The 20,537-nt window shown below is 63.8% G+C and carries 16 protein-coding genes and 1 pseudogene; 11 read left to right on the forward strand and 6 right to left on the reverse strand.

What is annotated here, in order from left to right; translation table 11 throughout:
- Positions 1-3: 3 nt before the first annotated feature.
- A pseudogene (locus tag CHB88_RS25710) lies at positions 4-165 on the forward strand (IS481 family transposase); the annotation flags it as partial.
- Between the two features lie 153 nt (positions 166-318).
- Here the strand turns inward: CHB88_RS25710 and CHB88_RS24780 are convergent.
- Complete coding sequence (locus CHB88_RS24780; RefSeq protein ID WP_143131370.1) at positions 319-741, reverse strand: hypothetical protein; 423 nt, start codon at positions 739-741, stop codon at positions 319-321.
- A gap of 586 nt (positions 742-1,327) precedes the next feature.
- On the opposite strand from CHB88_RS24780, the gene CHB88_RS19225 reads away from it, so the two are divergent.
- From CHB88_RS19225 to CHB88_RS19235, 3 genes are read left to right on the forward strand one after another with little or no spacing between them, the layout of a single operon-like run.
- Positions 1,328-1,918: a DUF2760 domain-containing protein gene (locus CHB88_RS19225; protein WP_089400958.1), complete on the forward strand. Its 591-nt coding sequence runs from the start codon at positions 1,328-1,330 to the stop codon at positions 1,916-1,918.
- Positions 1,915-3,756: an Hsp70 family protein gene (locus tag CHB88_RS19230; protein ID WP_089400959.1), complete on the forward strand. Its 1,842-nt coding sequence runs from the start codon at positions 1,915-1,917 to the stop codon at positions 3,754-3,756. Before CHB88_RS19225 ends, CHB88_RS19230 begins: the two co-directional genes overlap by 4 nt.
- 7 nt (positions 3,757-3,763) lie before the next feature.
- Positions 3,764-6,571 (forward strand): Hsp70 family protein, encoded by a 2,808-nt coding sequence (locus tag CHB88_RS19235; RefSeq protein WP_089401002.1) that lies wholly within the window; start codon positions 3,764-3,766, stop codon positions 6,569-6,571.
- 127 nt (positions 6,572-6,698) lie between these two features.
- Here the strand turns inward: CHB88_RS19235 and CHB88_RS19240 are convergent, their stop codons facing one another.
- Entirely contained in the window at positions 6,699-7,220 is a 522-nt protein-coding gene (locus CHB88_RS19240; RefSeq protein WP_089400960.1) for an adenine phosphoribosyltransferase, read from the reverse strand.
- 635 nt (positions 7,221-7,855) lie between these two features.
- Between CHB88_RS19240 and CHB88_RS19245 the strand changes: the two genes are divergently transcribed.
- Positions 7,856-8,386 carry a hypothetical protein gene (locus tag CHB88_RS19245; RefSeq protein ID WP_143131371.1) on the forward strand — a complete coding sequence of 177 codons (531 nt, stop codon included), beginning with the start codon at positions 7,856-7,858 and terminating at the stop codon, positions 8,384-8,386.
- 27 nt (positions 8,387-8,413) lie between these two features.
- Here the strand turns inward: CHB88_RS19245 and CHB88_RS19250 are convergent, their stop codons facing one another.
- On the reverse strand, positions 8,414-8,914 hold the full coding sequence (locus CHB88_RS19250) for a type I phosphoribosyltransferase (protein ID WP_089400962.1): 501 nt from the start codon (positions 8,912-8,914) through the stop codon (positions 8,414-8,416).
- Positions 8,915-9,116: 202 nt separating this feature from the next.
- Between CHB88_RS19250 and CHB88_RS19255 the strand changes: the two genes are divergently transcribed.
- The 5 genes from CHB88_RS19255 (at position 9,117) to CHB88_RS25255 (ending at position 16,831) form a co-directional block, all read left to right on the forward strand.
- Positions 9,117-9,434 (forward strand): hypothetical protein, encoded by a 318-nt coding sequence (locus tag CHB88_RS19255; RefSeq protein WP_089400963.1) that lies wholly within the window; start codon positions 9,117-9,119, stop codon positions 9,432-9,434.
- Between the two features lie 131 nt (positions 9,435-9,565).
- Complete coding sequence (locus CHB88_RS19260) at positions 9,566-10,021, forward strand: host attachment protein (RefSeq protein ID WP_089400964.1); 456 nt, start codon at positions 9,566-9,568, stop codon at positions 10,019-10,021.
- Positions 10,022-10,240: 219 nt separating this feature from the next.
- Positions 10,241-13,528, forward strand: coding sequence for a DUF748 domain-containing protein (locus CHB88_RS19265; RefSeq protein ID WP_089400965.1), 3,288 nt, complete (start codon positions 10,241-10,243; stop codon positions 13,526-13,528).
- Between the two features lie 356 nt (positions 13,529-13,884).
- On the forward strand, positions 13,885-16,470 hold the full coding sequence (locus tag CHB88_RS19270; protein WP_089401003.1) for a bifunctional aconitate hydratase 2/2-methylisocitrate dehydratase: 2,586 nt from the start codon (positions 13,885-13,887) through the stop codon (positions 16,468-16,470).
- 196 nt (positions 16,471-16,666) lie between these two features.
- Positions 16,667-16,831: a hypothetical protein gene (locus tag CHB88_RS25255; RefSeq protein ID WP_176442559.1), complete on the forward strand. Its 165-nt coding sequence runs from the start codon at positions 16,667-16,669 to the stop codon at positions 16,829-16,831.
- 988 nt (positions 16,832-17,819) lie between these two features.
- On the opposite strand, the gene CHB88_RS26030 is transcribed toward CHB88_RS25255, so the two are convergent.
- The 3 genes from CHB88_RS26030 to CHB88_RS19285 all read right to left on the reverse strand — a co-directional run bounded on the left by CHB88_RS26030 (position 17,820) and on the right by CHB88_RS19285 (position 19,045).
- Positions 17,820-18,020 carry a transposase gene (locus CHB88_RS26030; protein ID WP_089400967.1) on the reverse strand — a complete coding sequence of 67 codons (201 nt, stop codon included), beginning with the start codon at positions 18,018-18,020 and terminating at the stop codon, positions 17,820-17,822.
- 111 nt (positions 18,021-18,131) lie between these two features.
- Positions 18,132-18,419, reverse strand: a complete 288-nt coding sequence (locus CHB88_RS24785; RefSeq protein ID WP_143131372.1) for a hypothetical protein — start codon at positions 18,417-18,419, stop codon at positions 18,132-18,134.
- A gap of 77 nt (positions 18,420-18,496) precedes the next feature.
- Entirely contained in the window at positions 18,497-19,045 is a 549-nt protein-coding gene (locus CHB88_RS19285; RefSeq protein ID WP_176442560.1) for a DUF4405 domain-containing protein, read from the reverse strand.
- 297 nt (positions 19,046-19,342) lie between these two features.
- Here CHB88_RS19285 and CHB88_RS19290 point away from each other — a divergent pair, with 297 nt between their 5' ends.
- Complete coding sequence (locus tag CHB88_RS19290) at positions 19,343-20,422, forward strand: GNAT family N-acetyltransferase (RefSeq protein WP_143131373.1); 1,080 nt, start codon at positions 19,343-19,345, stop codon at positions 20,420-20,422.
- Positions 20,423-20,537: the final 115 nt, after the last annotated feature.

The raw sequence follows: 20,537 nt of genomic DNA on the forward strand, positions 1-20,537 counted from the left end.
CCTTACCAAGTCGCATTCCAGCGCAAGATCTACCGGAGCATCGAGGAGTTGCAGTCCGACTTGAATGCATGACTAGTCTATTACAACAGCGAGCGCACGTATCAGGGCAAGATGTGCTGCGGGCACACGCCGATGCAAACCCTATTGGCCGGAAAGCAGGCGTGACACGATAAATTTACCGCATCGAATTGCTGAACTTGACCTGACAATCGCCCTGTCAAACTGGGCAATTGTCAGGTCAGATCGCGTTTACTACACCTTAGATTTAGTCCAGCGCGATGAATAAGTAGCGTTCAGTTTTGATAGGTAGGGTTCGCTTCAAATAAGCTCTATTGGCTTACCAAGGAATTGACCCGGATTTTTCTCATAAAGATAAAGAAACAGCGGGATTGCGCTACGCTGCTTGAATTTTATGGTTGTTGGCAATCGTCCATTTCTATCAACGCAACCGTATGTATCCGCTGCTGGTTTTCTTGAATGCGGATCAACTGAGGGTGGGTATTGAAATATCCAATAGAATTCACCTTTATAAACCGTCACATCAACGATTTTTCCACCGATCGCTTTTATGGCATTTTGAACGCGTTCCGGCGGGTTATTAGCTAAATCTGATCTCTGGTCATCAGTCAAAGCTATTTGCTTCGCTGTGGCTATTTCTCGAGATACGGGTATGTTGGGAGTTTGGCTTGCCGTTTCAAACAAGGTGTGATGTTCAGTATTGACTGAATTTATATTACTCATTATTACCTCTTAATAATGGAAATGGTCCGTTGGTTCAAATTGAACCTATTGAAATTGCGGTCGCATCGATGTGAAGCGTTCTCCTTTCGTTTGGAACCGATCTGAGAACCAATCTGGTATGCAGCAATTTATATGCCCATCTCTAATTGCCTTTACAGTTCTAGCGTTGTCGCACCGCCGAGATCGACATTTTTGTATATGAATTGATGTCCGCAATTGGCTTACGGCCATGGACCATTGCTAGACCTGCGTTTTAAAACTTACCGGCAAGTTTCCTAGTGATTGACCACTTCATTTCTTACCCCTTTTGGGTGACATCCATGATGTATTGGATGTCGGCCACTTTCACTTCCAGTAATGCAACGTAATTCTGTGGTTTTTCTGCTAGAAGTCTCCTTAATTTCATTCGGGTAACTTCGATCTCCTACTATCGTGAACCAAATGTTTTTGCATCGCATCTGACATAATTCCCGTTTTTGCAACATGCTTTGCGTCGCGGGCAGAATCCAACAAGGTAACTCGCGACCAATTCGGGCAAGCAGGCACGCCGCGATCCAGCATTACACTCAACACAGCAGGAGCCTCAATGAGCAATCACCAACCGACCCCGGCGAACCCGTCGAAGCCATCTTTCCTGCGCAGGATTTCCCTTGCGTTTGGCACCTTTTTCCGCACCTTCTCCGACAGCAATTTCGCTGCCCGCATCGATAACCTGCAGCAAGAGCCGGAGAGCCCGGTGCAGACTGCGGAGCCCGTCCCACCATCCCAGCCGGCTGCCCCACCGCCGCTGAAGGAAGCACCGGCAGACGCTGCGCTGCTGCTGCTCGCGCTGCTGCAGCGCGAGGCCCGCCTGATCGATTTCACCCAGGAAAACTTGGGACAGTACTCCGACGCCGAAATCGGCGCGGCCGCCCGCGTGGTGCATGAAGGCTGCCGCAAGGTATTGAGCGAGCACTTCACCGTCGCCCCGGTGCGCAGCGAGAACGAAGGCAGCCGGGTGACGCTGCAGGAAGGCTTCGACGCCGCTGCCGTGCGGCTGACCGGCAACGTCATCGGCAAGCCGCCCTTCTCCGGCAGCCTCACCCATCGCGGCTGGCGCGTGACCGAGGTGCGCCTGCCGAAGCTGGCCGAAAGCCACGACGCCACGGTGCTGGCGCCGGCGGAGGTGGAGCTATGAGCGCGCGCTACTCCATCGGCATCGACCTCGGCACCACCCATTCGGCCCTGGCGTACACCGATACCGCCGCCAGTGACGGCGAAGAGGTCAGCCATGGCGTGCTGCCGGTGCCGCAGCTGACCGCGCCGGGCGCGGTGGAGGCGCAGCCGCTGCTGCCCTCCTTCCTCTACCTGCCGCATGCCGACGAGCTGACGCCCGGCGACCGCGTGCTGCCCTGGCGCGCCGACGTGCCTTACGTGGTCGGCGAGTTCGCCCGCAGCCGCGGCGCCACCACGCCGATCCGCCTGGTGTCGAGCGCCAAGAGCTGGCTGTGCCATCCCGGCGTCGACCGCCGCGCCGCCATCCTGCCGGCCGATGCGCCGCCGGAGGTGCAGCGGGTGTCGCCGCTCGATGCCTCGATCCGTTACCTGGAGCATCTGCGCGATGCCTGGAACCATGCGCATCCGGAAGCGCCCTTCAACCAGCAGGAGATCACCGTCACCATTCCCGCCTCCTTCGATCCGGCGGCACGGGAACTGACGGCGGAAGCGGCGCGCGCCGCCGGCTATGAATCGCTGACCCTGCTGGAGGAACCGCAGTCGGCGCTGTACAACTGGATCCAGGCCAGCGGCGGACGCTGGCGCAAGGAAGTCAAGCCGGGCGACATCATCCTGGTGGTGGACGTCGGCGGCGGCACCAGCGACTTCTCGCTGATCGCGGTGGTGGAGCGCGAAGGCAACCTGGAATTGCACCGCGTCGCGGTCGGCGAGCACATCCTGCTCGGCGGCGACAACATGGACCTGACGCTGGCCCACGTGGTGGCGCGCAAGCTGGCTGCGGGCGGCACCCAGCTCGACCCGTGGCAGATGCGGGCGCTGACCTATGCCTGCCGCGCGGCCAAGGAAGCGCTGCTGTCGGATTCCGGCGTGCCGAGCATGCCGATCGTGGTGCCGAGCCGCGGCTCGAAGCTGATCGGCGGCTCGATCCGCACCGAGCTCACGCGCGAGGAAGTGAGCGGCGTCATTCTCGAAGGCTTCTTCCCGCAGGTGGATGCCGCGGCGCGGCCGGCGGTGCGCACCCGCGCGGCGCTGACCCAGCTCGGCCTGCCCTTCGCCCAGGATGCGGCGGTGACACGCCACCTCGCCGCCTTCCTCGGGCGCCAGGTGGCCGCGCTGTCGGAACTGGAAGGCTTCCAGGGACGCGTCGATCCGAACGCCAGCTTCCTGCATCCGACGGCGGTGCTGTTCAACGGCGGCGTGTTCAAGTCCGGCATCCTGGCCGAGCGCACCCTGGCCACGCTCAATGCCTGGCTCGCCGCCGAGAACGGCGAGCCGGCACGGCAACTCACCGGCGCCGACCTCGACCTCGCCGTGGCGCGCGGCGCTGCCTACTACGGCTATGTGCGGCGCGGGCGCGGCGTGCGCATCCGCGGCGGCACGGCGCGCGCCTTCTACGTCGGCGTGGAGTCGTCGATGCCCGCCATCCCCGGCATGGAGCCGCCGATCCAGGCGCTGTGCGTGGCCCCCTTCGGCATGGAAGAAGGGACCGAGGCGGAGCTGCAGACCCAGGAGTTCGGCCTGGTGGTGGGCGAGCCGGTGCACTTCCGCTTCTTCGGCTCCTCCACCCGGCGCCAGGATCAGATCGGCACCCTGCTCGACTACTGGGCGCCGGACGAACTGCAGGAACTGGAAGAGATCCAGTCCACCCTGCCGGCAGAGGGCCGGCAGCCGGGCGAGGTGGTGCAGGTCAGGCTGCATGCGCGGGTGACCGAGGCCGGCACGCTGGAGTTGTCGGCCGTGCCGCGCAACGGCAGCGAGCATTGGAAGGTGGAGTTCAACGTGCGTGGCCAAGGCCAATGATGCAGCGATGACGCGCTACACCGTCGGCATCGACCTCGGCACCACCCATACGGTGGTGGCCTATGCCGAGGCCGGCGGCAGTGACATCCGCCTGTTCGACGTCGAGCAGCTGGTGGCGCCGGGCGAGGCGAAGGCGCTGCCTTTGCTGCCGTCGCTGCGCTTCCATGCCGCGCCGGGCGCGCTGCCGCCGGCGGAGTTGCAGCTGCCCTGGAGCGAACCGCTGGCCGAGGGCGATGCGCCGGTGGTGTTCGGCGCCCTCGGCCGCCGCCTCGGTGCCCAGGTGCCGGGCCGGCTGGTGGCCAGCGCCAAGAGCTGGCTGTCGCATGCGGCAGTGGACCGGCTGGCGCCGATCCTGCCCTGGGGCGCGCCGGCAGAGGTGCCGAAGGTCTCGCCCATGGAAGCCAGCGCCAGCTACCTCGCCTACGTGCGGGCCGCCTGGAACTGGCGCCATCCCGATCAGCCGCTGGAGCGGCAGGACATCGTGCTGACGGTGCCGGCGTCCTTCGACGAAGCCGCCCGCGCCCTCACCGTGCAGGCGGCGCATCTGGCCGGCCTGCCGCGCCTGCGCCTGCTGGAGGAACCGCAGGCGGCGCTGTACGACTGGCTGTTCCGCCACCGGGAGAATCTGCAGGCGGAACTGGCGCAGAGCCGGCTCATCCTGGTGGTGGACGTCGGCGGCGGCACCACCGACCTCAGCCTGATCCAGGTGGAGCTGCAGGAGGGCGAGCCGCGCCTGACCCGCATCGGCGTCGGCAAGCACCTGATGCTGGGCGGCGACAACATGGACCTGGTGCTGGCGCACCTCGCTGAATCGCGCCTGGCACCGCCGGGCGAAGGCGGCAACCGGAAGCTCGGCGCCACGGAGCTGTCGCAACTGATCGACCGCTGCCGCGCCGCCAAGGAACAGCTGCTGGCCACCGACGCGCCGGCGCGTACGGTCGTCACCCTGCTCGGCGCCGGCGCGCGTCTGATCGGCGGCAGCCGATCGGTGGAACTGGAACGCGGCGAGGTGGAGCGCCTGGTGGTGGACGGCTTTTTCCCACAGGTCGGCCCCCAGGACGGACCGCAGCAGCGGCGCAGCGGCATCGTCGAATTCGGCCTGCCTTATGCGAGCGACCCGGCCATTACCCGCCACTTAGCTGGGTTCCTGATGCTGCACGCGGCCGCCTCGCGCACCGCCCTCGGCCAGCAAGCAACCGACACGCCCGCCATCCCCGATACCCTTCTGCTCAACGGCGGCGTGTTCCGCTCGCCGGCGCTGGCCGGCCGTCTGCGCGCCACGCTGGATGCCTGGCGCGGCACGCCGCTCACCTTGCTGCACAACGAGAACCCGGACGTGGCGGTGGCACGCGGCGCGGTCGCCTTCGCGCTGGCCGGCGCAGGCCTGGCGCCGAAGATAGGCGGCGGCTCGGCGCGCAGCTATTTCCTGCGGCTGGACGAGCCGGGCAGGACGGCGACGCGGGCGGTATGCGTACTGCCGCGCGGCAGCGAGGAAGGACGGGAACTGCTGCTGCAGGACCGCGTTTTCGCGCTGCGCCTGGGCCAGCCGGTGCGCTTCCATCTCGTCTCCGCCACCGCCGATGACGGCAATGCCCCGCCCCGTCCCGGCGAGCTGGTGGACATCGATGAATCACGCTTCGCGCCGCTGCCGCCGATCGCCGCCGTGCTGCCGGCCGATGCCGGCGCCGCCCGCCAGGAAGTGCCGGTGCGGCTGGCCGCCAGCCTGACCGAGGTCGGCACGCTGCAGATGCAATGCGTCAGCACCGAGGACGTGGCACGGCGCTGGTCGCTCGAATTCCAGCTGCGCGGCGATGCCGAGGCTGCGCCGGCGGAGGAAGCGGCCGCGATGCCGCCGCGCTTCGATGACGCCATCGCCCAGATCGAGCGCATCTTCGGCGCCCGCGCGCAGAAGGTGATGCCCAAGGAAGTGCGGCAGCTGCGTGCCCAGCTGGAGCGGCTCATCGGCGTGCGCGAACAATGGGCCACGCCGCTGCTGCGCCGCCTGTTCGACGCGCTGTGGCAGCGCGCCCGCGGCCGGCGCCGCTCGGCCGAGCATGAACGGGCCTGGCTCAACCTGGCCGGCTGGTGCCTGCGTCCCGGCTTCGGCGATCCACTCGACGACTGGCGCATGGCCCAGCTCTGGCCGCTGTTCGAGAAAGGCACCCAATACCGCAACGATGCGCAGGTGAGCGCCGAATGGTGGACCTTATGGCGGCGCGTGGCCGGCGGCCTGGCGTCGGAGGCGCAGCTGCGCGTGCTTGATGACTTCGCCTACAACGTCCAGGGCGCCGACGCTGGCATCGAACGCCCGGCGCAGCTGGTGCCGGGCAATCAAGACGACATGCTGCGCCTGATCGGCGCGCTGGAGCGCATTCCTGCCAGCTACAAGGCGGAAATCGGCGACTGGCTGCTCGGCCTGCTCGACCAGCCGGCCGGCGGGCGAACGTCGAGACCGGCAGATGGCCTCGTACTCTGGGCGCTGGCCCGCCTCGGCGCGCGCCAGCCCTTCTACGGCAGCGCCCACGACGTGGTGCCGCCTGAAACCGCCGCAGCCTGGGTGGAGAAGATCCTGGCCCTCGACTGGAAGCGCTCGGCCAACGCGTCGCTGGCGGCGGCCCACCTGTCGCGCCTCACCGGCGACCGCTCGCGCGACCTGCCGGAGCCGCTGCGGCAACGCGTCATCGTCCGCCTCAAGGCCAGCGGCGCGCCTTCTGCGTGGGCGGCAATGGTGGCGGAGACCCAGGAGCTGGACGAGGCCAGCCGGCAGAGCTTCGTCGGGGATTCGCTGCCGCCGGGACTGAAGTTGATTGCCTGAGCGGTCGGCGCCGTGTGTCGGAGCCTGCTGCTTTGCTTCGCCTCGATTGGAAAGGTAATCCGCCTTGACGTCTCCGCCCCGGAGGGTTGCCTCGGTGCCGGAGAGCCCCCGCCAGCGCGAATTGCCGCTATACGGTAAGCAGGGTCTTCACCCCGATGCCCGCTTCCTGCAGCCGCCGCTTGCCGTCCAGCGCGCCGATGTCCAGCAGGCACACCGCGCCCGCCACCGTCGCCCCGGCCCGCGCCATGAGGCGGGCGGTGGCGATCAGCGTGCCACCGGTGGCCAGCACGTCGTCCACCAGAATCACTGACGCGCCCGCCGGCAGCAGGCCTTCCTCGATTTCGAGCCGGTCGGAACCATATTCGAGCCCGTAGGATTCGGAAATGGTTTTGGTCGGCAGCTTGCCGGGCTTGCGCACCATGACGAAGCCGCGCTCGCATGCCACCGCCAGGGCCGAGCCGAAGATGAAGCCGCGCGACTCGATGCCGGCGAGATGGCTGAATGCATGCTGACTGCACAGTTCCTTCATCGCGCCGATGGCGTCGGCGAAGGCTTGCGCGCTGGCCAGCAGCGGACTGATGTCGCGGAAGGTGACGCCCGGCACGGGGAAGTCGGGGACGCTGGTGAGGTGGTCGAGGAAGTTGGTCATGGGATTCGTTGAGTTGTGGGTGTCTCTTGGTTTTGAGAGAACCATCGACGCTTTGGTTCTCGGAGAAAACTTATGAGGGACGCGATTTTATTGGAAGCGGCTGCATGGAGCCATAGGGACATTAAGGAAAATCTATAAGTCGGCCACGCTGACGCTCCATCAAAGCGAAATTACAATCTCGCGAGTCAAAGCGAATTTAGATTTCAAAGAAACGGAAAATGATCGTTCCGTTTTCCTGTCGTGACGGGCTAGCCCGTCGCCGACTTCCTTGACGGTACAGTTAGGTGTTCAGAGCGCATGGCTCGCATTGATCGTGGCCGGACCGCCACAGCATCAAGTCAATTAACGACGACGCGTACAATCGCCGCCGCTAAAAACACATAATTGAGAACCGTCGCAGCCCGCTCTCCTCCGAAGAGCCGGAGGAAACCCTCAAGGCCGCCAGCTCAATTCATTCGTTCGGACTCACCCTTACAGCCGCATGCTTCATAGACCGTCAGGTCTGCAAGATATGAGGATTGAAATCGAGACCCATCAAGACACCGTAGTTAGCGATTGCGATTTGCGTTTTCTGCATCCATGAACACAGAGGCTTGCTCCGGCAAACTCGACGTAACTTTAGACACGAGGGTTAAATGAATCGAATGTATCTGGCCTTTGCTTTCTTGGTGACCTTTACCTCGGCAAACGGGGCGCCGGCGACCGACAGTATCATTGGCACACATAAAGCGGAAATGGGAAAACCGGGAAACACTGTTGAGATCTCCTTGGTGTGCGAAGAAGAAACCAAATGCACACTTGCGTCGGTATTGAAATCAGGCGACAGGGTGCTTACGGACAGACAAGACCTTAATAAGGTACGAAATGTCGAGAATTTGCAGTTCGCATCGAATGCGCTCAAGTACGCCATCGACCACCAAAATCAAACACCGCGTTCTCCCGACGCCATTGAAGCCATGAACCAGTTGCGGCCAATACTTTCGGCCAATCCAAGTGTCCATAATTGCTGGGACCTGAATTACCCGACCGCCGAATATATGCTGGCATGTTCTCTGTCGGGTGTTCCCGCCGACGCACCTTCAATTTATCTTTTTGGGACGTTACTGGCGAACTGCAATGATGTGTTCTGCCGATATATCATTGTGCCAATGTCGCGCACCAAATAGGTAACCGATCCACGTAGACAGGGCGGTTTAAGTGAATGCATGAACAAGAAAAGAAAGGGCAAGAAACATCATGCGTTCCACCGCTTCGCTTGGTACGATTGCAGCCGCCGTTGAAACCAGAATCGGCAACGCGCCTGTCGGTAGCAGGCTTTCTTCGATCTCTAGCCGGTCGGTGCCGTATTCGAGCCCGCAAGAATCGGAAATGACTGTGGTCGGCAGCCTGCCGGGCTTGCGCACCATTGCGACGCCGCGCCGACATGCCACCACCAGGGCCGAACTGTAGATGAAGCAGCGCCGTTCGAACCCAAGCTGGCGGGCATGGATGGCTGGCAGTGACACCATCAGCATTCGATTCGTCGACACGTCGAGCAGCATCGGCGAACTCCGGTCGAAGCCGGCGCTTTGCACCGCCGTCTTCCAGACAGTGGAGAACGCGCCGGCGCTGCCGACCCGGCTGCCGCTGCGTAGGTAGGCAGTCGGATCGTCGCCTTCGAACGGCTTTGGCAGGCGCTCGCCCTTATCTGGCACAGGGGAGATGCATTCAGGAATTTATGCAGTGGCAATTCCTTTCCTCGCGCATCTGCATGATGGCGCATCCCGTCGCCGCACCTAGAATGGATGCTCGATCAACGGGTTGCCGGCCTGATTCATGTGAAGAAGCGGCACGCCAGCATGCCTTCATGCGCCCGCATTCCGCCGAGCGCCCGTCGCGGAGCACAAGGAGTTCGCCGTGATCATCACCACGAAAGCCATCATTGCAACCGGACTGGTGGGCGCAGCCGCGGCCACCGGTTATGGATGGGAGCACGCGCAATACAACGGCGCCGTGCCGGACGGCATGCTGCAGGCCGTGCTGTCGGCCAACCTGCCGCCGAGCGCCGAATTCGCGAAAGCGCCGCCGCCGGAAGCCGGCTTCGTCTACAGCGTGCCGGAACCGAGGCCGGTGCTGCGCGAAGTGCCGCCGCTGGTCTACCCGACACCGGGCGCGCCGGCGGAACCCGCCGAGTATGAGAAGTACCTGGTGAACGGCCAAATCGCCACCTTCTGAAGGACGAGCCTGTTCTTCCGGCGGCGCCTGGAGACGGTGCGTTGCCGAGGCCAGGCGTTTCCCGCCGCCATGTGGAACGTTCATCCGCTTCGCGCATCGAAGTTGCTTGCCAATGCATTAACGAGGACAACATGGACGCAACTTGGATCGTTTCAGCCAATGCAAGCCGGGCAAGGTTCTTTTCCCAGGACAATGACGCAGCGCCCTTGCAGGAGGTTCACGACATGGTGAACGAGGCGGCGCGCCTGGACGCCAACGAGAGCGAGACCGACCGCCTCGGCCCGACATCCGCAGGCCAGAGCATGCACAATACCGGGGGCGCGCTGCCGAACAAGACCTATGAACCCGACACCACGCCGGACAAGAAGGCGGCGGAAATCTTCGCCAAGGACGTGGCGAAATATCTGCAGGAATGTTATCGGGAAGGCCGCTTCAAGCATCTTGCCGTCGTCGCTTCGCCCAAGTTCCTGGGCGCGCTGCGGTCGGAACTCGATGGACCGGTAGGCTCCACCATCAGCGTGGAGATCGACAAGGACTACACCAGCTTCGGGCCCGAGCAGCTGCGCGACCAGATCAAGCTCCACTAGGCAGACAGGCAACGCCGCTGACAGCCACGCCGTCCGCTGCCGAAGGCGGCGTGGCGCCTATTGCCGCGCCCAGCGGACCAACCGTAACAAACACCGCACTTTCTCCCGGCCACGCCGCGGTTGACGTAACATAACGCCGTTCCTTTGCGAACATGCGCCCTGCGCATGCGCCGGCTTTCCCTCCGGAGACCGGCTTCCGACGTTACCGACCGAAGCGCCATGGCCACTTCCTCCGAACGGCGAACTGCCGCCCTGTTCCAATCCCGACTCGCCCGCATCCTGCTGATCAGCGCCGGCGTGATCGCCCTTCTGCTGGCTGCCCTCTACCTGGCCCTGCCGCCGCTGGTGAAATGGCAGGCGGAAAAGCTGCTGGCGGAGAAACTGCATCGGCCGGCGAGCATCGGCAACGTGGAGATCCGGCCCTTCGCGCTGGCGCTCACCGTACGCGACTTCAGGCTGATGGAGCCGGATGGCAAGGCGGTGTTCGCATCCTTCGATACGCTGGCGGTGGACCTGGCGGCGGAATCCGTGCTGAAGCTGGCGCCGGTGGTGCAGGAGGTGCGCCTGGAGAAGCCGCTGGTGAGCCTGGTGCGCCGGGATGCGCATCGCTACAACATCGACGACCTGATCGAGATGGCGCTCGCCGCGCCGCCTTCCGACAAGCCGGCGCGCTTCTCGGTCAACAACATCCGCATCGACGGCGGCCGCATCGACTTCCACGACCAGCCGAAACAGGCGCGCCACAGCGTCACCGAGCTGGCGCTCGGCATCCCCTTCGTTTCCTCGCTGCCCGCGCAGGTGAACATTTTCGTCGAGCCGCTGCTGCGCGCCCGGGTGGATGGCACGCCGCTGGAGCTCAAGGGCCGCGCCCGCCCCTTCGCCGATACCAAGGAAGCCTTGCTGGAACTGGATCTCGACGGCCTGGACCTGACCCGCTTCGTGGATTACCTGCCGTTCCAGGCGCGCTTCAAGATGCCCGGCGGCCGGCTCGATACCCGCCTCGTCGCCAGCTTCAGCCAGGCGAAGGACCAGGCGCCGCTGCTCAAGTTGAGCGGCAAGGCCAGCCTGAAGTCGCTGCGCCTCACCGAGCGCGACGGCGCGCCGCTGCTCAAGCTGCCGGAACTGGCGCTGACGCTGGGCGAGAGCGACATCCTGGGCGGCCGCATCTCGCTGCCGGAGATCGTTCTGACCGGGCTGGAAGCGGATGTGATCCGCGAGCGCGATGGCGGCGTCAACCTGCAGCGCCTGCTGCCGCCGGCCGAGGTCCACGGCAAGCCGGAGAAAGCGTCGTCCGCCAAGTCCGGCGCGCCGCTGCGGCTGGCGCTCGGCAAGCTGGAATTGCGCGACGCGGCGCTGCGCTATGCCGACCGGCAGGCGGCGCAACCTATCAAGCTCGATGCGGGCAAGCTCAATCTCGCGTTGCGCGAGCTGGCGCTGGATACCGGCAAGCGCAGCATCGGCATCGGCGAGATCGCTTCCGCCCGCGCAGATGTACTGGTGCAGCAGCTGAAGGCTAGCGATGCGCGTGGCGCGGCGTCTTCCGCGCCTTCTCCGGCCCAGCCGGGCAAGGCGCCTTCCGCCAGCGCCGATGCACAATCCCCCTATGCGGTACACATCGGCCGCATCGCCATCGACGGCTGGTCCGCCCGCGTCGAGGACCAGCGCCAGGCGCAGCCGGTAACGACCACCATCGCGCCGCTGCGGGTGGCGATGAAGGATTTCACGCCCGGCGCGACGGGCGTCTTTCCGGTGGAGCTGGACGCCGGCGTGAACAAGGCCGGCCGGCTGAAGCTGACGGGCGATGTCGGCCTGTCGCCGCTGCGCGCGGACCTCGCCACCGACCTGAAGGGCCTGGACCTGCTGCCGCTGCAACCCTTCTTCGGCAATCTGGGCAACATCAAGCTGGCACGCGCCACGCTTTCGGGCAAGGGCCGGCTGCAGTTCGCAAGCAGCGCCGACGGCGCGATCAAGGGCGGATTCCGCGGCGATGTCGGCGTGGACAACTTCTCCGCCGTCGATGCCGCCGGCGGCAGCGAATTCCTGCGCTGGCAATCGCTCGCCCTGGGCGGCATGGACATGCAATTCCAGCCCTTCGGCCTGGCGCTGGACAACGTCGCGCTGCGCGATTTCTTCGCCCGCGTCGCCATCGACGCCAGCGGCCGCCTGAACCTGCAGAACCTCCTGCGCGGCCGCCCCGAGACGACGCCGGCGGAGCCGGCCAGGCCGCCGGTTGCCGACGCCGGCGGGAAGCCGGCTGCCCCGGCGCCGCAAGCCGTTCGCACCGCCGCATCCGGGAAGGAAGCGCAGTCAAAGCTGCCGCCGATCCGCGTGCGCCGCATGACGCTGGAAGGCGGACGGGTGCGCTTCACCGACAACTTCATCAAGCCGAGCTACTCGGCCAGCCTGATGAAGCTCGGCGGCAGCATCACCGGCCTGTCCTCCGACCCGGCCTCGCGCGCCAGCGTCGAGCTCGCCGGCGAAGTCAACGGCGCGCCGCTGTCGGTGGCGGGCCGCGTCAATCCGCTCGCCGGCAACCTCTTCCTCGACCTGCAGGCCAAGGTGCGCGGGATGGAACTGGCGGCGCTGTCGCCCTATGCCGACCGCTACATCGGCTACGGCATCGAGAAGGGCAAGCTGTCGTTCGAAGTCGCGTACCGCATCGAGCAGCGCCAGCTGAGCGCCTCCAACCGGCTCATCCTCAATCAGTTGACGCTCAACGAAAAAGCCGCCTCCTCCGCCGCCACCCGCCTGCCGGTGAAGCTGGCGATCGCCCTGCTGCAGGACCGGGACGGCGTCATCGACATCAACGTGCCGGTCGACGGCACGCTGGACGATCCGCAATTCTCGGTGGGCGGCATCGTGCTGAAGGTGATCGGCAATGCCATCGCCCGCGCCGTTACCCAGCCGTTCGCCATGCTCGGTTCCCTGTTCGGCGGCAAGGGCGCGCCGGAAATGTCGGCCCTGACCTTCGAGCCCGGCCGGTCCGCCGTCCCGGCAGCCGGCGAATCGTCGATGGAGACGCTGGCCAAGGCGCTCAACGACCGGCCCAAGCTGCAGCTGGAGATCACCGGCTGGGCCGATCCGGAAGCCGATGTGCCCGGGCTGAAGCGGGCATCGATCGAGCGCAAGGTGCGCGCGCTGAAGGTGAAGGACATGCAGGCGCGCGGCCAGGCGGTGGATTTCGCCGCCGTCACGGTGAGTCCGGCCGAGTATCCGGAGTTGCTGGCGCGGGCCTACAAGGAAGAGAAATTCGAGAAGCCGCGCAATCTGATCGGTCTGGCCAAGGGCTTGCCGGTGCCGCAGATGGAGCAGCTGATGCTGGAGCATGCGGCGGTCGATGAGGACGACCTGGAAACGCTCGCCAATCGGCGCGCCCAGGCGGCGCGCGACTGGCTGATCCGCCACGGCGTTGCAGGCGATCGCATCTTCCTCGTCGCGCCGCGCACGGCGGGCAGCGACAAGGCGGCTGGCGCCGCGCTTGCCAAGGCGGAATTCTCGCTGCGGTAACAGCGGCGGCGAGCGGTCGCCACGGCGTTCCTGAAGTCACGCACGGACGCCGTGGCGGATTAAGGGCGTCCGCGCAGGCCGAACGCCGCAAGCCGCGGCGAAGAGAAACCGGAACGCTTGCGGCGGCCGATCCGCCGCCGCGCTGCGGCTGCGGCACCCGCGCTTACCGTTTCCCGCCCGGGTTTCCCGCCCGGCCTTGCCAAACCGGCAAGCGACTTCCTTCACCAGAGCAAAAAATCCCGGTTTTTATTGTTAGTCCTATATCTTATATAAGAGTTGTTCGGGTACAATAACGCCACTCATTGGCAAGTCAGCACCCTGGCTTATTTTTTCACCATCACTTGAAGAGCTTCGTCATGCTAGCTGCGTACCGCAACCATGTCGCCGAACGCGCGTCCCTCGGCATTCCCCCGCTGCCCCTGTCCGCGGCCCAGACCCAGGACCTGGTCGAACTGCTGAAGAACCCGCCGGCCGGCGAGGAACGGTTCCTCGTCGATCTGATCACCCACCGCGTGCCCGCCGGCGTGGACGATGCCGCCAAGGTCAAGGCCGCCTTCCTGGAGAAGGTCGCCAAGGGCACCGAGACCAGCCCGCTGATCTCGCGCGAACTCGCCACCCAGCTGCTCGGCACCATGCTCGGCGGCTTCAACATCAAGCCGATGATCGAGCTGCTGGATGACGCCGTGGTCGGCGCCGTCGCCGCCGAGGGCCTGAAGAAGACCCTGCTGATGTTCGACTACTTCCACGACGTCAAGGAACTGGCCGACAAGGGCAGCGCCAACGCCAAGGCGGTGCTGCAGTCCTGGGCCGACGCCGAGTGGTTCACCTCCCGTCCGGAAGTGCCGCAGAGCCTGACCGTGACCGTGTTCAAGGTCTCGGGCGAAACCAATACCGACGACCTGTCCCCGGCGCCGGACGCCACCACCCGTCCCGACATCCCGATGCACGCGCTGGCGATGCTGAAGAACGCCCGCCCCGGCATCAACCCGGACGAGCCCGGCAAGATCGGCCCGATCAAGCAGATCGAGGCGCTGAAAGCCAAGGGCAACCTGGTCGCCTACGTCGGCGACGTGGTCGGCACCGGCTCCTCCCGCAAGTCCGCCACCAATTCGGTGCTGTGGTTCACCGGCGAGGACATCCCCTATGTTCCGAACAAGCGCTTCGGCGGCGTCTGCCTCGGCACCAAGATCGCCCCGATCTTCTACAACACCATGGAAGACTCGGGCGCGCTGCCGATCGAACTCGACGTCTCCAGGATGGAGATGGGCGACGTGGTCGAGCTGCGCCCGTTCGAAGGCAAGGCTTTGAAGAACGGCGAAGTCATCGCCGAATTCGAAGTCAAGTCCGAGGTGCTGTTCGACGAAGTGCGCGCCGGCGGCCGCATCCAGCTGATCATCGGCCGCGGCCTGACCCGCCGCGCCCGCGAAGCGCTCGGCCTGCCGCCGTCCACCCTGTTCCGCCTGCCGCAGAGCCCGTCGGATTCCGGCAAGGGCTTTACCCTGGCGCAGAAGATGGTCGGCCGTGCCTGCGGCCTGCCGGAAGGCCAGGGCGTGCGCCCGGGCACCTACTGCGAGCCGAAGATGACCACCGTCGGTTCCCAGGACACCACCGGCCCGATGACCCGCGACGAACTGAAGGACCTCGCCTGCCTCGGCTTCTCCGCCGACCTGGTGATGCAGTCCTTCTGCCACACCGCCGCCTATCCGAAGGTTGTCGACGTCATGACGCATCGTGAACTGCCGTCCTTTATCGAGAACCGCGGCGGCGTCTCGCTGCGCCCGGGCGACGGCGTGATCCACTCCTGGCTGAACCGCCTGCTGATGCCGGATACCGTCGGCACCGGCGGCGACTCCCACACCCGCTTCCCCATCGGCATCTCCTTCCCGGCCGGCTCCGGCCTGGTGGCCTTCGCCGCCGCCACCGGCGTCATGCCGCTCGACATGCCGGAATCGGTGCTGGTGCGCTTCAAGGGTGAAATGAAGCCCGGCGTCACCCTGCGCGACCTGGTCAACGCCATTCCGCTGTACGCCATCAAGCAGGGCCTGCTGACGGTCGAGAAGAAGGGCAAGAAGAACATCTTCTCCGGCCGCATCCTCGAGATCGAAGGCCTGCCGAAGCTGAAGGTGGAGCAGGCATTCGAGCTGTCGGACGCCTCCGCCGAGCGTTCCGCCGCCGGCTGCACCGTGCACCTCGACAAGGAGCCGATCGCCGAGTACATGACCTCGAACATCACCCTGATGAAGTGGATGATCGCCAACGGCTACCAGGACAAGCGCACGCTGGAGCGCCGCATCAAGGCGATGGAAGCCTGGCTCGCCAAGCCCGAGCTGCTGGCGCGCGATGCCGACGCCGAGTACGCCGCCGTCATCGAGATCGACCTGGCCGACATCCACGAGCCCATCGTGGCCTGCCCGAACGACCCGGACGACGTCAAGACCCTGTCCGAAGTCGCCGGCGACAAGATCGATGAAGTGTTCGTCGGTTCCTGCATGACCAACATTGGCCACTTCCGCGCCGCCTCCAAGCTCCTGGAAGGCAAGACCGACATCCCGGTCCGCCTGTGGATCGCGCCGCCCACCAAGATGGACCAGCAGGTGCTGACCGCCGAAGGCCACTACGGCAACCTCGGCCGCACCGGCGCCCGCATGGAAATGCCGGGCTGCTCGCTGTGCATGGGCAACCAGGCGCAGGTGCGCAAGGGCGCGACCGTGATGTCGACCTCGACCCGGAACTTCCCGAACCGCCTCGGCCTGGATACCCGCGTCTACCTCGGCTCCGCCGAACTGGCCGCGGTCTGCTCCACCCTCGGCAAGATCCCGACCAGGGAAGAGTACATGGCGAACATCGGCGTGATCGACAAGAACGCCGACGACATCTACCGCTATATGAACTTCGACCAGCTGGACGAGTTCCGCTCGGTGGCTGACGCAGTCAAGGTCTAAGCCGCTTGACGTCCGCGCCGAAGGGCGCGGGCTACATCGGAAAGCGACAAAGGGCTTCCTTCGGGAAGCCCTTTTTATTGCATGTTTGAGAAAGACCGCGTCGGATGATTCATTCGTAAGCCCCCGCCCAAACCACCTTGCACAGCGGTAGGCGTTGGATAACCATGATGGCCGTGATCGGATTGAAAGGAGCACCATGGATACGAAGACCGTAACGAAAGCAACGAATCGGCGCCGCCACATTGATGGATTGATGGCGGAAGCAGATGCTACCTACCGGCAACCGAACGCCACCATTGCCGGCACGGCATTATGCAGTCAACCCCAGCCTGGCTACAGTCATAAAGTAACAAATATCTAATGTAGGTGAGATCAAGGTAAGATCAGTAGACCCATTTCTTACCCTGTTTGAAGTAGAGATGCAATGAGAATGAAGGTAATTATCGCTACGCTAGCCACCTTGCTCCTAATCGCCTGTAGCCCAGACGGCTTACACGACAGCGGAAAGAGTTTCCGACCGCCTGTAGAAACTCTTGCAAAAGTGGTTGCGGTAGAACTTGGAGGGCACTCCTATCACTTCCCATTGGTGGCAGTGACACGGGCAGGGTTTTCCCGCGTAGAGAGGCTATGCGGGGGGGAGGGGCCTGCGAGGCTTTGCGCTATCCCGTTGAGGGATCTCGCAGCAATTTCAAGCACGCAAAGGTCGCCAATCTCCGTGTCGCGCATTGCGATAGAGTTAGAGGGCTACAGCAGTTTTAAAAATACGAAGCTCGACAGGTGGTTCGAGATTCCGCATCTATGCGGTAAGTTAACCCAGAGTTGGGCGAGGCGGCAGTGTGCAGATCAAAACCACTTCAAAGACAACCTTCGCGGCTTCACCCTCATTGAGGCAAGTGCGCTCGCAGGGCACAGTTTGGGTTTCATTACGGGACAGAGGGAATCTGTCAACGTAGCGGTGCAAAGAATGAACTTTAAAAGGGATGATCCAAGCGTAGATTGCGGTCCAGATGCTCGAGGTCTGTGTAGCGTTGCAATGCCTATCGGTCAGAGGGCGCTCGCGGTCTGGGTTGTCGGACCGGGAAACTCCACGACTGATTCGATAAATAGGCAGGCGGCTGCGATACGCGCGTTTCTGAAGCATGCAGTTGGTGCGCAAGAGGACTACAAAGCGTTTATTGAGGCTTTGAACGCAGCCAACTAACCCCTCCTCCGGGTGACATGTCCTAGTAAGCGCTTAGCTGTAGTAGTTCCGACAGGATCTGACAGGAAGACCTTGCCAAAAGGCGGGGTTACGAGGTTTGAAAGAGGTGCGAATCTTCATCAACCGGCGCGCATGTCCAGTGATTCTGTCACCAGCCAGATAGCGTCAATCCGGACCACCGCAGCCACTCCTGCAGCCAACAGCGCACAAGACTGGGATTGATGTCGTGCTGCCGCGCCGAGCTGGCAATGGTTGCGCCCGGCTGCCGGCAGGCAGCAACCACCTCTGCCTTCGACGCATTGCTGTGCTGGCGCCTTGTTACTTTCTTGGCTGCTGTCTTCGTTTGCATGGCGCTCCGTCCGAATCGATCACGGGCATCATGGTTGCCGAACCGTCCACCGCCTCATAAAGTGGTTTGGCCGGGGCCTTACATTCATTCGAAAGAAACGGCACGCCGACGCTATTTGTCTGGTGACGGCGTTGCACGCACGGTCCATTGTAAAGCGCAATTCCGGTTCTTCGCTTGGCGCGCTGAAATGCTAGCGAGGAAAAAATGACCATCTTCTACGCGCGTTAGATCGGTAGCATCGCAGGCTTGAAGTAAAAACTGATGCACCGCGAAAGAAATCAGCCATGCGCCATCTATCCTTGGTTTTGATTTTCTTCTTCTCTGCCTGTTCGCAATCGCCACCGCCAAACCATGAACAGGCGGGGTTTGCAGTTCATTCCAGTACAGATCGGCGCGCATTGGGCGAGCTTATCAATCGAGGTTGGCGACGACTTGCTGATCTGCCTGCACACGATGTAACACCGCGATCGCCGTGCCTACTGCCTCGCCGGCGCAGCCATCAGCTCGCTAAGCAGCGCCGCCGGCTCCTTGCCGTGCGCCCGCGCCAGCTTGTTCAGCGAGGCGTCCGGCGTCGCATCGCCGACGCCGGCACGCTGCAGCTCATCCACCGCCTGCTCCGCGGACATGCCCAGCACCGGCGACACGTTCGCCAGTGGCGCCGACAGCATGCGCTGGGTCGCCTGCCGCGTCGGGTTCGGCTGCTTCGGCGGCGAAAGCAGGATGAAGCCGGCGCTGCCGGCAAGCGCGAGCAGGAACAGCACCCGCATGCGTCCCTGCTTCAGCATCTGGGCGAAGGAACGCCGGTTGCGCACCAGGTGCAGTGCGACCACGGCGGCAAAGCCCAGCCCCAGCCACTCATGCACCCCCTCCACTTCGCCCTTGTAGAACTTGAAGAACATCATCACGCCGGTGACGGCGACCACCACGAACAGCGCGGCGGTGGCCTGGGTCGCATAGCGCGGCAGGATCTGATCGATGAAGCGGGCGGGCTTGCTGGTTTGAATGGCGCGAGTGGCTTGAGACATGGCTGCTTTTCCTGTTGAACACGGCAGCATCATACGCATGCGATGTAAGCGGCGTATTTCCGCCCTATGTCGAATTGTTTCACTCGCCGGAAGCGCCTCCTGCAACTGTCATGCAGCACGGCATTACTCTCTATTCACATATCCTCCGACCCTTTGGCATCGACACCACATTTCCCTGCTTGACCATGCTGCCTTTGCGATACATCAGGCGCCCGCGGACGGCACCTCAATAGACTCATTTGGCAAGCATGTTTTCTTTCCACGACAAGGCAGCAGTCTTCTGCATCAGGTGTGCATGTGTCTGACGAGTATGTTGTTTCGCATTACGAAGGCGATCTGCCGGATTTCATCGGACCGGAGCTGGACCGGTTGTACGGATCACGATTCTGTTCGCTTCACCACCTGCGCATCCATCGCCGCCTGGCCGAGGCGAACGCCTATGTGCTAAAGAGAAATGGCATCCCGGTCGCGATCTTCCTCTTCGAAGCCCGGCAGCAGCGCATACGCATCCTCAACGAAGGCATGCGGGTGGAAACCCGTTACATCGACCGCTTCGCCGACTGGGCGTTTGAACGCTATCCCGAAGCGATTTCCCTGACCTTCAACGCGGTTGAGCCGGACGGCGGAAAAAAGCCAGCCCGTCCCGTTCTGCGCGCCCACTGCGCGCAAGACATGGTCCTGCCGCTGCCGGAGAGCGTCGAGCGCTATGTCGCCAGCCTCGGCAAAAGCACCCGGCACAACATCAAGCGCCGCATCAGCAAGCTCAAGCGCACCTTTCCCGACTTCGACTACCGCTTCCTGGGCGGATCGCAAGTCCGCGAGGAGGACATCCGCTCGCTCATCAGGATCAGCGAGGCGCGTCTATCGAGACTGGGCAAGGCGCCGAATATCGATGCGCGGGAAACCCGGCGCATCGGCGAGATGGTCAAGGCCTGCGGCTTCGTTTGCATTGCCACCATACGCGGCGAGCTGTGCGGCGGCCAGATCGCCTACCACCTCGGCGAGACCTTCTGCTTCCGCTCGATAGCGCATGAAGCGGCTTACGATGAATTCAGCCTCGGCTCGGTGGTCTTCTTCCTGACGATCTGCGAATGCATCCGGCAGGGCGCGAAGCGGGTGCACCTGGGCTGGGGCAGCCAGGAATACAAGTTCCAGTTCGGCGCCGTCAATCGGGATATCTATCGCCTGGTTCTCTACCGCTCCTGGCCCGCGTTCATGCTCGACGGCCTGGTGGTAGGCAGGACCGCCTTTCAGGGCGCGCTCTCCTCGACCTACCATCGATTGGCCACGCTGCTCAAGAGCGGCGAACGAAACGGATCGCACTGGGCGAAGCTGCTCATGAGTGCGGCGCGGCGGACACGGCGGGCCCTGGCATGAGGCCATGGAGGACGGGCGCATGCATGCACGAACTTTATCGGCGGAAGCCGCCTCCTAGAGGGCGTGTCATGGATTCAAACAAGGATTTCGCAGCCACGGCAAGCGCTCGAATGTC

The sequence above is a fragment of the Noviherbaspirillum humi genome, assembly GCF_900188095.1.
Taxonomy (GTDB): domain Bacteria; phylum Pseudomonadota; class Gammaproteobacteria; order Burkholderiales; family Burkholderiaceae_D; genus Noviherbaspirillum; species Noviherbaspirillum humi.